The 13,978-nt window shown below is 47.5% G+C and carries 9 protein-coding genes and 1 riboswitch; of the genes, 3 read left to right on the top strand and 6 right to left on the bottom strand.

Features of this window, described 5'->3' with window-relative positions:
* Nucleotides 1-135 precede the first annotated feature (135 nt).
* Nucleotides 136-3,777: an S-layer homology domain-containing protein gene (locus BMW94_RS13870; RefSeq protein WP_090999199.1), complete on the top strand. Its 3,642-nt coding sequence runs from the start codon at nt 136-138 to the stop codon at nt 3,775-3,777.
* Nucleotides 3,778-3,913: 136 nt separating this feature from the next.
* Here the strand turns inward: BMW94_RS13870 and BMW94_RS13865 are convergent, their stop codons facing one another.
* Together BMW94_RS13865 and BMW94_RS13860 are read right to left on the bottom strand one after the other, a co-directional pair.
* Nucleotides 3,914-5,236 (bottom strand): Fe-Mn family superoxide dismutase, encoded by a 1,323-nt coding sequence (locus BMW94_RS13865; protein WP_090999197.1) that lies wholly within the window; start codon nt 5,234-5,236, stop codon nt 3,914-3,916.
* 201 nt (nt 5,237-5,437) lie between these two features.
* A complete protein-coding gene (locus BMW94_RS13860; protein ID WP_090999196.1) occupies nt 5,438-6,466 on the bottom strand; it encodes an alpha/beta hydrolase in 1,029 nt (342 codons plus the stop codon).
* Nucleotides 6,467-6,824: 358 nt separating this feature from the next.
* On the opposite strand from BMW94_RS13860, the gene BMW94_RS13855 reads away from it, so the two are divergent.
* On the top strand, nt 6,825-7,568 hold the full coding sequence (locus BMW94_RS13855) for an IclR family transcriptional regulator (protein ID WP_090999194.1): 744 nt from the start codon (nt 6,825-6,827) through the stop codon (nt 7,566-7,568).
* 117 nt (nt 7,569-7,685) lie between these two features.
* Nucleotides 7,686-7,799: riboswitch (TPP riboswitch) on the top strand.
* A gap of 361 nt (nt 7,800-8,160) precedes the next feature.
* Entirely contained in the window at nt 8,161-9,948 is a 1,788-nt protein-coding gene (gene thiC, locus BMW94_RS13850) for a phosphomethylpyrimidine synthase ThiC (protein ID WP_090999602.1), read from the top strand.
* Nucleotides 9,949-10,465: 517 nt separating this feature from the next.
* On the opposite strand, the gene BMW94_RS13845 is transcribed toward thiC, so the two are convergent.
* The 4 genes from BMW94_RS13845 to BMW94_RS13835 all read right to left on the bottom strand — a co-directional run bounded on the left by BMW94_RS13845 (nt 10,466) and on the right by BMW94_RS13835 (nt 13,917).
* Complete coding sequence (locus BMW94_RS13845; RefSeq protein WP_175480688.1) at nt 10,466-11,158, bottom strand: hypothetical protein; 693 nt, start codon at nt 11,156-11,158, stop codon at nt 10,466-10,468.
* A 204-nt stretch (nt 11,159-11,362) separates the two neighbouring features.
* Nucleotides 11,363-11,530 carry a hypothetical protein gene (locus BMW94_RS30500; RefSeq protein ID WP_161490662.1) on the bottom strand — a complete coding sequence of 56 codons (168 nt, stop codon included), beginning with the start codon at nt 11,528-11,530 and terminating at the stop codon, nt 11,363-11,365.
* A 545-nt stretch (nt 11,531-12,075) separates the two neighbouring features.
* Nucleotides 12,076-12,897, bottom strand: coding sequence for a zinc ribbon domain-containing protein (locus tag BMW94_RS13840; RefSeq protein WP_254790235.1), 822 nt, complete (start codon nt 12,895-12,897; stop codon nt 12,076-12,078).
* 69 nt (nt 12,898-12,966) lie between these two features.
* Complete coding sequence (locus BMW94_RS13835) at nt 12,967-13,917, bottom strand: helix-turn-helix transcriptional regulator (RefSeq protein WP_090999188.1); 951 nt, start codon at nt 13,915-13,917, stop codon at nt 12,967-12,969.
* Between the last annotated feature and the right edge of the window lie 61 nt (nt 13,918-13,978).

The following is a 13,978-nucleotide window of genomic DNA, read 5'->3' as shown; positions in this document are numbered from 1 at the left end:
GTTCATTTGAAAGTGGTTTTGCGAAAACGCGAGAAAAGGCATATTTTCACGAAAAATGCCGATAAATGTTCAGAATCCGTTCAGAGCTGATAGGTATAATCTTCCTACAACAGAAAGAGAAGGGAAGATTCGAACATGCGAAAAAAGGATCACCAGAAGCGCGTCAGGCTCCTGAGACGAATAGGGGTCGTGATATTATCGTTCCTTATGGTCTTCGGTATGGTGCCAGTTGTATTTCAACTAGGCGTCGTTCAGGCCAAGAGTTGCTATGAAATAACGGAAACGGATTCTGATGATGTTGAATGGAAGCTCATTCGTACGCCTGAAGAGCTCTATTGCGTAAGAGAAGACTTAAACGGTAATTACAAGCTGAAGAATGATATTTCTGAAGCAGCCATGAGCACGTTTTTGAACGGAGGATCTTGGACTCCAATTGCTGACATGATAGAAGATGAGCTTATGCCTTTTACAGGCAGGTTCGATGGGAATGGTTATTCAATCTCCGGTTTGAAAACGACGGATGAAAGTCAGAATTCTGTGGGGTTATTCTACGGATTACAAGGTGCTGAGGTTAAAAATCTTATATTAAATAATGTATCCTTTACAGGTGATGCGATGGTAGGTGGGCTTGCAGGAGGTATTAGAGAGTCACGCATTGAAGGCGTGCATATCAGCGGAAATATACAAGGGAATATGAGAGTAGGCGGTATTTCAGGTTTATCGGACGAAAGTGAGTATATAAATAACAGCACTAATGTTGCGGTAATTGCCTTAGGTGAGGAGGGCGACTCACTCGGGGGACTTTTTGGAGAAAGTAATAAGGGCACAATCATTGCAAATGCTGCTGAAGGTACAGTGAATGGTTATGAGGTTATAGGTGGACTGATCGGAGAGTCGAATGATAATTTCATTCATCAGAGCTACGCTTCAGGACAGGTGACGGGTAACTACCAGGTAGGCGGCTTGATTGGCCAACTTAATTATGAACTTAGCCATACCATTGCAGACAATTATGTGGTTGGTTCAGTGAGATCTCATGCTACAGGGAATAATGATTTTTCTGCTGAAGCCATTGGCGGACTGATTGGTGAAGTGAAAAAATATGATGAATCAGCCTCCGCAAAAATAGATATTCAAAATAATTATGTAGCTGCGTCTATGGATATCACTGATCCTGATAATTCATCCTCACCGATTGATGAGCAGACCATAGGGTCATTCATAGGTTCTTTCGATGATCCAGAAGGTGAAGTAAGCTTCTCCAGTAATTATTATGATTTGAACAAAAGTAATACTAGCCAGCAGAGCAATTCGATCTACGCAGTGGGAGTTCTTACCGAACAGATGAAACAACAATCCAATTACAGCGGATGGGATTTCGCTGAAGTTTGGACAACTCGTAACAGGATCAATGATGGGTATCCGATCTTGCGTTCATCCAAGCTTATGACTGCGCCGACTCCACCTCTGCCTGATCGGACAATAGATTATTTGTATCCATATCCTACAAGCGGAACAATTACTCAGTCCACATCTAAAGTTATAGTGAAGCTTAATGAAGCTGGTAGATTTTATTTTGACAATCAATTGTTTGATGAAGAAATTGGGTGGCAGTCGGATGAAGATACTAAATTACATGCCTTAGCTAATCTATCTTATGTTGATCTAGAAGCTAATGAAGTAAGATCGTTCTTGTTTACAGGACTGGAAGAGAACACCTTGTACCGAATGTTCCTGGCGGTAGAAGATACGAATGGTCAGCTCTGGGAAATGGGAAGTCGGGGATATGAAACACTTGCAAACTCAACGCCTCTTCCACAAAACGTAGTGGCTACACCTGGTGATGGTCAGGCTGCCATTGAATGGATTACAGAGCCAGAATTAGAATATCGCGTGTATATGTACCAAGGTACGGAGGCACCAAAGGATCCGGATCTGTGGACAAATGTGACGGACAGTTACATCGATGGACATATCGGTGGGCTGACGAATGGTGAATCTTATGTGTTTGCAGTTAGATCATATGCTTCCGATGAAGAAAATTCAGATTATGTTGCATCTAACGTGGTGATCCCGCAAGAGGAGAATAATAATGGTGGTGGATCTAATCCAGATCCAGACCCAGACCCGAACTTTCCTGCACCACAGCATGTAGTGGCAACAAAAGGTGAGAAAAAGGTTACGTTAACTTGGGATCTAATCATGAACGGATCAGCTTCGGTCTATATGTACGAAGGTTCGTCAGCACCAGTAGATCCTTCACAATGGGTACTTGTTACTTCTAATATTTTGAATAATAGTTGGGAAATTAATGATCTTAGAGAAGGCGAAAAATATATATTCGCTGTTAGAGCTGTATATGAAGATGGCGTATCCGAATATGGAATTTCTAATTCAGTGAAGATTAACATAACTCCATCCAATCCAGAAACGCCAGGTAATGGGGGAGGTGGGGGAGTTATTACTCCTACTCCTGTAACGCCAACAACTCCACAAGCTCCACAGAAAGAAGTAATCAAAGTGGATGTAGCGAATGGGGATCAATCTTCAACGATCGCTTCCTTGGAGATTCAACGTACTCGAGGAACAGATGGTACGATTAAGGATGAACTTCTTCTTGATCAGAGTAGAACGCAAACCATTATCAACCAATTGAAACAGACAGGCTCCCGCACAGCGGTTGTCTTGATTCCAGACGCAAAAGATGAAGTATCGCAGTGGGATCTGAACCTCTCTCCACAATCGTCAGCAATGCTGGCTGAGCAAGGAGTGGATCTGGTTATTTCCAATCCTAATGTGAAGATTATCATTCCGGCGAGTTCCTTGAACGGACGCACAGATAATATTTATTTCCGTCTAGTACCGGTGAAGAAGGAAACCCAACGTTTAGAGATCCAAACGAGAGCACAGGCGAATGAATCGATCATCCAATCTGTAGGTACAACGGATATCCAGATCATCGGACGTCCAATGACAATCGAAACGAATCTCCAGAGCAGACCTGTTACACTCATATTGCCTTTGGATGCTAATCAGGTTGTAGGTGTGAAATCTGAGGAGCTAGGTGTATATATTGAGCATAGTGATGGGACGAAGGAGCTTGTGCACGGCAAAAAGGTTACCCTAAACGGTGATCATCAGCAAGGCGTCGAGATTGAAGTAAACAAATTCAGTACATTCTCCATTGTTAAGGTCAAAGACTGGACAGACAGCACCTTGAAAGCACAACCTTATATTCAGGGGTACACGGATAGCAGTTTCCGACCAGAGCGTAACGTAACTCGTGCGGAAATGGCAACATTAATCACGCGTATTCTGGGAACATCTACTCTTAAGGGAAGTCATGAATTTACAGATGTTACATCCAGCCACTGGGCACAGGCGGCTATATCAGCAGCAGCCCAATCCGGTTCTTTTCAAGGCTATACAGATGGCAGCTTTAAGCCGGATCAAGCGATTACCCGCGCGGAAATGGCTGTCGTGTTACAGCCGTTATTAACATCTGCTCAGATGACTACTGCGCCGACAGCATTTACCGATGTGAACGAGCATTGGGCGCAACAAGCAGTAGAACAATTAAGTTCGGCGGGAGTAGTTACCGGATACACGGATGGCACGTTCCGTCCAAGTCAGCCGATAACCCGCGCTGAAGCTGTTACAATGCTGAATAAGCTGATTGGTCTTCAAGCTGAAACGAATGCGGCAGGACAGTGGTCGGATGTACCTGCCACACATTGGGCTTATGAAGCGATTGAGGCAGCTTCTATCCGCAAGTAAATAGGTTGTATTCAAACTCAAAGAGATATCTTTCAGTCATTCGGCTGGAGATATCTCTTTTTTTACATCAACATATAGCACCATGGATTCAATGCGCTCCAGAGTACTCCCGGATGCTATGCCTAGCCCGAGAATCCTAATAAGGCGGCCATAACAGCTTGCGTGCAGTTTCGTAACGTTCCGCCACAGCTGGCCAGTATACAACTTTCCACCAGTCCTCGATATATTTTTTGCGTTCATTCTGGTGTTTCAGATAGTAGGCGTGTTCCCATACATCAAGCGGCAGGAGAGGCACGATGTCGGACTGGGATAAGTTCTGGTGTTTTTCCGCCTGCAAAATTTCCAATCTGTGCGCCCGCGGGCTCCAGACCAGCATGGTCCAGCCGCTGCCCTCCACTTTGTTGGCCGCTTCAGTGAATTGATTCTTGAATGCTTCATAGCTGCCAAAATCCCGCTTAATTTGCTCTGCGAGCATACCGGAAGGCTTACCTCCACCTTTAGGATTCATGATTGTCCAGAAGATCGTATGCAGGTAATGGCCTGCACCGTTAAATGCGAGTTCGCGTTCCCAATGTTTGACGAGTTCAAAATTATTCTTTTTCCGCGATTCTGCCAGCTTCTTCTCCGCGGTGTTCAGTCCGTCCACGTAGGATTGATGGTGTTTGTCATGGTGTATGCGCATCGTCATCTCGTCGATATGTGGTTCCAGCGCATTGTAGGCATAGGGTAGGGGGGGCAGTGTGTGTCCACCAATAGGTACAGGTTTCTCTTTGACTGGTGCTGCTGAAGAGCTGGTTGTACCCTCGGCATTTGCATTGGGGGACGGTACAGCCGCCGAAGATTGTGTCTGTACCGCTGGAGTGGAGTTATTGATTTTTCCCGCAGCATTGGACGATTCTTCTAGAGCTTCACGATAGGGCTGATCAGACACGGGCGTTGAAGCCACTTGTACGTTGGCATCAGCCGGTCGTCCCGAGGTTTGAAGAATATGTTCCAGTGAAAAAGAGGGATCAGACTCCAGCTCCCGCAAAGCTCCAGATTGTTTCAACGTTTCAAGTACCCCCAGGAAATACTCGGATTCACGTATGAAATGCAGAATAACTACTTTGGCAATCGGCACCTGCTGAACAGCAGTACATTGCTCCAGCAGGACGTACAGCTGTCTAATGAACTCTCGCGATTGTGTGCAGGCCGCAGCCACGAGCTGTTCAATACAGCGGATGATGTAGGGAGCAGGCGGCTGGGTTCCCGGCAGTATTTGCTTCAACAGCTGATTTGCGACTCGTTCGCTATTCTCAAAGATCGCTTCCCATTCCGCAAGCCATTTGACATAAAAGGGTTCAAGATCAGGAACCAAGGCACGAATGACAATCGTATGTTCCTTCTCTTGCTCTTTCCAGAAACGGACTTCTTCGAGTACCCGCAGAGGCAGCGGATGCCCATATCCATACCAATTCATAAGCGGTATACCTCCGTTCAGATGAATTTGAATTCAGATCCAGTAGCAGATATAAAAAAAATGTGATCGCCCGGTTCGCTCAATTTGTGATAAACAAGCTAGAGCTGTCTTTAATTACGTCCCAAAAGTATATTCTCCAGGCATGTTGTCCTATGTGTACACAAAAAAGAGCCCCATATGGGCTCTTGAATTACTGGATTTTCACGATTCTCCGGTATTGGTATTTTCCACATCATCGCTGCTCGTCTTGGTCACATGACTCAGGAATGTGGAGACACGGCGCAGATACTCCTTCGGATGCTCCCGGAAAATCAGCTCATGATGCGCACCGTCCACAATCCATTCATCGGAATTGGGATTGGTCTGGTTGGCGGCAAGCAGCTCCGCAATCGGGTAAGGAGCTTTCTCATCCTCGGTACCATGGATGAAGAAAATCGGGAAAGGATAATCTTCTTTTTTCACTTCTTGATACGGAATTTGCTGCAATCCGGTCCCGTTCAGAATCGGGAACAGCAGGTTCATAATCTCCAGCGTAGGCTGGCGCGGAAGATCAATCTGATTATGGATGTTGTGATACAGCGTATCCGGCTCAAGCAGGAACGTGCTGTCCAGAATCATAGCATCCACATCTTTGGTAATCAGCCCAGTCTGCAGGGCTGTACCTGCACCCATGGAGAATCCCCATACGACAAGCTCCTGAGCTCCGCGCTGCTTCGCAAACTGGATTGCACCAAGCAGCTGCTGGGACTCGGCTTTGCCGCCTGTGGCGACAGCTTTGTTCACCTGTGAAGCGAAACCGTAATCGAACATCACCACATTGAAGCCGAGTTGGTGTGCATAATGGGCCAGGTCATACATCGGTACCCAGGTCTCTTCACGATTCGCACCATATCCATGGCTGAATATGATGGTTTTGTTTGCATTATAATCAGCCGGAATATACCAACCCTGCATCGTTCGACTGCCGTCTGCTGCCGGGAACGTGATGTCTTGATACTTCATGTTCTTCGCCTGCATGGGATTGGAGAATACAGGCGCTACAGTTGGATTGGATAATACCCAAGCGATATAACCGTGTAGTGCGATGAAACAAAAGAGCAGAAAAAATACAACGGAGAGCAACAACGCCACGACAATATGTTTGAACCGGATCAGCCTCGGTGATAACGAAGAAGGCAGATCTGACACTTTCGTTTGCAGCGGGGCTTCGCTCTGGGATGTCGGATACATGATTGCCCCTCCTTTAAAAATCAAATGAAGATAACAACGAGACGAACAGAGCGGATAGATGATTTTTCTGACTACTTATGAAGCAAAATCTCAATTTAATATATCTTTATCGTATGTTCCAATATAGTCAAAGTCAATTGATTGGAGGCATTTGTTACGCAATTGTTATATAGTTCTGAAGATATATGGGTAACATTTCCTAATGGTGAAAATTGCAGGGGGTTTTCATTTATAAAAAGAAAATATTTACAAATATTCCTATTCCAAATGGCGCTTTTTGGTTTACAGATGAGACCGTTTCTCATATAATTTATGTAACTAAGTTTCATGTGATGAAACATGAGGAGGGCAACTTGCCATGGAAGACCGAAAGTTAACCGTCCGTGCTGTAGAACGGGCGCTGGATATATTATTGTGTTTTACAACCCGCAGTGATCTGGGACTCACGGAGATTGCCAGCCAGATTGGCCTGCACAAAAGTACAGTCCATCGTCTGATGGCTACTTTGGAGGACAAGGGGTTCGTGATCCGGGATGCAGCCACCGAGAAGTATCGACTTGGCATACGTATCTGGGAACTGTCTGCCCATATGTCTCGCAGCGATGATCCTGCCATTTTGCTCCTTCCTGCAATGGAGCGGCTGAGAGACCGATTGGGTGAAACCGTGAGTTTATATCTGCGTGATGGCAGTGAGCGGATTCGTATTCAAGCTGTGCAGAGTGATCAGGCGATTCGTCGTGTAGCTCCGGTGGGCGTCAGACTTCCGTTATCCGTGGGAGCCTCCAGCAAAGTGTTGATGGCTTTTGCCACCGAAGAGGACCGCGAAGATCTGATGAATGGACCGGAATGGCCGGTATTTATCGATCCCAAAGTATATTTGGCACAGATGAAAGACATTCTGGAATACGGCTACGCAACAAGTTATGAGGAGCGTGAACCAGGAGCCGCCGCAGTATCTGTACCGATCTTGGATCGGAAAGGCAACATCGCTGCTGCTCTTTCGGTATCCGGGCCTGTTAGTCGTCTCTCGCAGGAGACGTTGCATGAATACGCACCTGTGCTGAAGGAAGCTGCTACACAGATGGGATTGATGTTATCCTGATTTTATGTTCTGGAATATAAAGGTTGTTTTTATGATTCGGTTGCGCTACTCTGTAATGGACGGCCCAACGGGGTCAGCAATTGAATTTGAATCTGCGGCTGAGATGCTGCAACTTGTTAACGTTACTGGGGGAGTCCGAATTGTCCGGACTGAGACGGAATCGCATGAGATTCCGGACCCTTTGCACCTGATCTGGATCATACCAGCGTAGGGAAGTAATCGGCGATACGACCACGAACACCATATAATGTGACCTGTGGATGGACTCCGTTATGGAGCCTGAATGAGGTGCGTTATTGGTGATGGACATAAGCCGGTTCCCTTGGGAACCGGCTTTTTTTATACAGTAAACAGGCGAAAGCCGGTGTCAGAGCTGCTTTTGGATAAAGAGCCGGGTGCCATTGGTGAGCGGTGGGATCGATTTATTTTTCCTCGACTGTCTGTATTACTTGAACTGTATGTCTCTATTTTGTGTGGTATGGTCGCTCTTTCTTTTTCTATGTTGTGGATGATTTTGGACCCGTGCGCAAGCATCACAATCCAGGCAATCACCAATGAGGAGGAGACAAGAGCGATGAGTACAGGAAACCGAATGATGGGACAGGACAAGCAGGATCAGGTGTTGGAAAAGAGTGCAGGTGCGGCCGGACGGGTTAAGCCCTTCCCGGGCAGCCGCAAAGTGTACATTCATGGCTCACGACCGGACATTGCAGTACCGGAGCGTGAAATTGCCCTTCATGACACGAATACTCCCCAAGGAGTGGAGCATAACGAACCGCTGCGTGTCTACGATACGAGCGGGCCGATGACCGATCCCGGATTTCATGCCGATATCCGGGCAGGTCTGCCAGCGCTGCGCACCCGCTGGATTACGGAGCGTGAAGATGTTGAAGCCTACCAGGGACGAACGGTAAAACCGGAGGATAATGGATTGAAACCGGGAGGGAAGCGAACTGGAGCTGAGAAGTATCCAGGCTTGCGTGGCAAACCATTGAGGGCAAAGGCAGGGCGCTGCGTGACCCAGATGCATTATGCACGGCAGGGAATCATCACACCGGAGATGGAGTTCGCCGCCATTCGTGAGGGTGTGGAGCCGGAGTTTGTGCGGCAGGAGCTGGCGAGTGGCAGGGCCATCCTGCCGTCGAACATCAATCACCCGGAGAGTGAGCCGATGCTGATCGGGCGTCATTTTCATGTGAAGATCAATGCAAACATCGGGAACTCTGCGGTATCCTCCTCCATCGAGGAAGAGGTGGAGAAGATGACTTGGGCGGTACGCTGGGGATCGGATACGGTGATGGATCTTTCCACAGGCAAGGACATTCATACGACCCGCGAATGGATCATCCGCAATTCACCTGTGCCGATTGGAACAGTTCCGCTCTATCAGGCGCTGGAGAAGGTCAATGGAGAAGCCGAAGCGCTGACCTGGGAGTTGTATCGTGACACGCTCATAGAGCAGGCAGAGCAGGGTGTGGACTACTTTACGATCCATGCAGGCGTGCTGCTGCGATATATTCCGCTTACCGCCAAACGTATGACGGGCATTGTGTCACGGGGCGGGTCCATCATGGCAGCATGGTGCCTTGCGCATCATGAGGAGAATTTTTTGTATACCCATTTTGAAGACATCTGCGAGATTATGAAAAGGTATGACGTGGCGTTCTCGCTCGGAGACGGACTGCGCCCAGGAAGCATCTATGATGCCAATGATGAAGCCCAGATGGCGGAACTGGCTACGCTTGGAGAACTAACACAAATCGCTTGGAAGCATGATGTGCAGGTGATGATTGAAGGTCCGGGGCATGTGCCGATGCACAAGATCAAGGAGAATGTTGATCTGCAAATGGAGATTTGCAAGGAGGCGCCGTTCTATACGCTGGGACCGCTGACGACCGATATTGCACCAGGATATGACCATATTACCTCGGCCATTGGGGCAGCGATGATCGGCTGGTTCGGTACGTCGATGCTCTGTTATGTTACGCCAAAAGAACATCTGGGCCTGCCCAATAAGGATGATGTGCGGGAAGGGGTAATCGCCTACAAGATCGCTGCTCATGCCGCTGATCTGGCGAAAGGTCACCCACGTGCCCAGCGGCGGGACGATGCGCTGTCCAAAGCACGCTTTGAGTTCCGCTGGCGCGATCAGTTCAACCTATCGCTGGACCCGGAACGTGCGCTATCCTACCATGATGAGACGCTGCCGGCAGAAGGGGCTAAGGAAGCCCATTTCTGCTCCATGTGCGGCCCTAAGTTCTGTAGCATGCGTATTACGCAGGATATTCGTGCTTTTGCGGCAGACAAAGGCTTGTCCGAGAATGAGGCCGTGGCAGCGGGTATGCAGGAAAAGGCTGAGGAATACCGGACACGCTCTTAGGCGCCGTTACAGCGTAATCTGGGCAGCCTGATATAGTAAGAGGCCGTTCCTCTCCGTGATTGCGGAGAAGAGCGGCCTCTTACTTGGTATGTGGTGCGCACACTTAACTTTGAAGGACAAGGATAACGACACAACATATTTTATCAGTTATAGGTTGATTGTCTGCCAGATGTTTAATAAAATGAATATAAGTAAAGACAAATAAGAGTAGCCAGGCCAATGGCTACTCCTGCACAGCATTTGCGGTAGGTATTCCTCCAAGTGCAGCATAATTCAGACGAAGTGACCCGTCAGGCCGTCAACCTGTGGCGGGTCACTTCTTTTTTCGGTCGATGTATGTCAGGAGCGCAATAATTAACATTGCGAACACGATTACGTCGTTGAAAGAGAAGTTCATAGGATCACCTCCCACCGGAGGCAACCTATTTCCCACCACAAATTGGCTGTACAAAATAATTATACCATTCGAAAGTCTCTCATTCGAGAGTCTTTTTATTTTGCTTCATGAGTTCAACACTCAACACCGCTTCAAGCTCAACTTCTTCTCCAAATATGCCGCAAGCGATGCCAGCGGGCTATAGATCGCCATGCCTGTATCTGATGTGACCCGTGCTGATGCGGGAGCCATGGACAGTTGAGCGGCTACAACCGTGCTATCCGGATACTGCTCAGCAAGTTGCTGTAATCCGGTGCTCACGGCTGCAAGATAACCTTCCTTATTGCCTCGCATAATTAATTCGAATGTGCCCGGGATCAGTACTGAATCAGTCTTTACGGTCACGGCCTCGTGTCGCTGCTCATTCTTATTATCTTGCTGCAAAGCCTGATTCACCCGCGCCATCGTTCCTTCAATCGTTGCGGGGTTGGTGAACGCTAGAATGTACTCACCAGGATTCTGCTGCATTTCCTGAAGTAATGGATCATCAATTCCAACCACGAGTACGGGAACATGTTGTGCCTCCTGCTCAAGTACGGCTGCAAACAGGGTACAGGTGACGAGGATGGCGTCTGCATGACAGTGTGCGATCCATTGCAGCGTCTGTGATACTTTCTCATGCGTAACTGCCTCGGTAAAATTCGCATCATGTTTGAGGCGATCCAGACCCGGATCGACATAATGTACAAGTTCAACCTCATAAAGAGTGAGTGCTTCTTCAATCAGTGCAATATTGGAATAGTGAGCGTGAAAACAGCCAATGGTCATCATCATACTTTCCCCCTGAAATGGATTATGTCTCATATAAGTGCCGCAGATATTTAACCCATTATAGAGATTGTGACAATAGACTGTACATATTTAAAATAATTGAGGTAGCAACATTTATCGTGAAAACGCGAATAACCGTTCATCCACAACTTCGCAGAGGAACGGTGCAAATCACGTAAGCGATTCTCAATTCGCTCGTCAATTCATTTATCTCATAGAAGGGGCAGCATTCTTTTTAGCCATTTTTTGTTGCAAAATTTCATGAAAGGATAGACCTTGAGTGTTCTCATTCTCCTTTTTGGGAGCAGTGGTCGCCGTGTTGCGCGGATATTGGTGGTGGTACGGGATCATTTGCTGAATAGGCATGCGGATCATCTTGGTTCCTCCTTTAATGCATTTTCGAATATGCATATGTGATTATGAATAGGTTATGTATTCCGACGGATTATCGTCTCTATTACGCAAATAGGTATATGTGACTTGTTAGACGAAACAGGCAACTTTAAGGTGTAATTCCAATTGGATTGTAGTGATTTTACCCCGTATTCAGGAGATGTAAACGTTTTTAAGTAAATTCAGGAGGAAAGGACCGCATATGTGAGGTTTCGTATGGGAGGATAGAAGCGGTTGTTAAGTGAATAGACCCAGTTTTGAGAATACCAATTGTGTCGAAATTAAGACATATTGTCTGGTTGTATAGGTACGACACAAGCTAGCTAACTTGGTACCATGGTCGGTTGTCGGGTGCATATTAGGGCAATTTTAGACGGACAGACAAAGGGGGGAACGCCAAAAAGCCGCCAGGAAAACCTGACAGCCTAACAGCATTGTGCATAAATCCCGCGAGTGGTATTCCATTGCTGAGATATAAATCGAAACGCTCCAATGGGAATTAAGAAATGACCATAATCACTTTTTTCTTATTTTTCTTGGCGAACAGCGATATACAAGTCCACTTGTACGTTCTCAGGATCGAGGCTTCGTTCATCATACAATTCGAAATCTCCGGTAAACGTGCGTTCCCCCTGATTGCTCCAGGCCCACACCGCACCCCATGCTTCACTCACGACCTCGCCCATGGGGCCCTTTCTGGAGGTAAACACCGCATATGTTGCAGGTGGCAGCTCAACGGAACTCACTCCCTCAGGCAACGCTTCATCCGGCCCCACCTCATGCCCCACCAGTATGGTGTATTCTCCATTGATGCCATCCGTATAATCAGCGTAACAGCCATAGCGGGCGGCTTCAGGGGCAGGCTGATGATCTGAGGCGAAGTAGCTGTTCCAGAGTCCCTGAATACAGCCTTTGCCACTCATCTCCATGGCATTGGTTGTTCTCGCGGACACACCTGCAAGGCGCTTTCCTGGCAGTGTGACGTACCGAATGGGCTCTGTGGAAAGCCGATTGTCGCGAGTTCCTTGATTAAATTCAATGGACTCATCCGAAAGTTCTGCCCCAAATGTCACGTTCTGTTCTGAGCCAGATGCATTCCATCTTTTCAAATAAGGAAGCTGGTTGCGCAGCATCGCCCTTGCTGATTCCTCGTCCATACCTTCCTGGTTCAGAATGGCAGTGCACATTTCAATCATGCCCTCCAGTGTAATATCGGGCTGCTCGAACTGGCCTTCTTTATAACAATAGATACAGTATTCGCGGGTTGTAGTACCATCCGCTTCTGTGCCGAATTGGGCAGGGGTAGTAAGTGGCATTCCGCAGCTCTGGCATACAGTGACGTTCATCATCAATTCCTCCTCGTTATGTACAGCTTGAATATAGTAGAAGTATAACGGGAGGAACTGGACACCTGTCTGTCAGGTTAGGGGTGGGGCTTTATAATTTTGTACAATTTGTTCGGCAATTCTATGAATCTCCTCGCGAATATGCAGAGGCTCCAGCACTTCGACATCCGCGCCAAATCCAAGAATGAATCCATACAACCAGTTATCCTCTGGAAATGCGACTTGGCTGATATAATACCCCTCACCATCTGAAACGACGTTCTCTACGCCAAACCATTCCTCTGCGATGTGACGGATACGAGCATGGAATCTCAGGCTCAGGGCCACTTTATTATCCGGAGTTGCCCATTCTTGCTGCCAGGGCCTGTCCTGCAGGTTGATCGGCTTGCGTTCGAAGCTTCCTTGGGCAAGGACGACGTCTCGCATACGGACCAGCTTGAACATGCGGAAATCGTTGCGTTCCTGACAGAATGCATAGAGGTACCAGGAATGCTTTTTGAGCACAAGAGTATGTGGATCGGTCGTTCTATGAGTTTGAGTACCTTCTGCACTACAATAGGTAAATGTAATGGGCCGCAGTTGATCCATGCCCTGTTCAATGAGTTGAAGTTTAATTTGCAGCTCTTCGGGATGCGTCCACATCGAATAATCCACAATGAAGCGGCTGGTATTGGCCTGGAAATCCTCATTTTTGGCTTCAGGCACGATGCTGCTGAGTTTCTCCATCAAAAGATCCCGTGCAACGTTCGTATGAGAGGTGGAGACACTGCGCAGCGCAGTGACGATGGAGGCCAGATCCTTGTCGGTCAGTACATTTCGGTCAAGACGATAGCCCTCTGCCAGGCCAATACCACCGCTTGCACCCTGATAGGTGACGACAGGAATACCCGCCTGACCCAGCGTGTCTATATCCCTGTAGATGGTGCGGATGGATACTTCAAACGTATCCGCCAGATCCTTGGCCTGCACCCGGCTACGATTGATTAACAGCACAACAATGGCTAATAAACGGTCCAGTTTCATATATTGGATTCCCTTCAATCATTTATAAGTTGGATTCAGATATGTTATATTGTTGAGCATC

The sequence above is a fragment of the Paenibacillus sp. OK003 genome, from assembly GCF_900109515.1.
Taxonomy (GTDB): domain Bacteria; phylum Bacillota; class Bacilli; order Paenibacillales; family Paenibacillaceae; genus Paenibacillus; species Paenibacillus marchantiae.
Note: the sequence above shows the minus strand (reverse complement) of the source record. Positions and strands in the feature narration are given on the sequence as shown.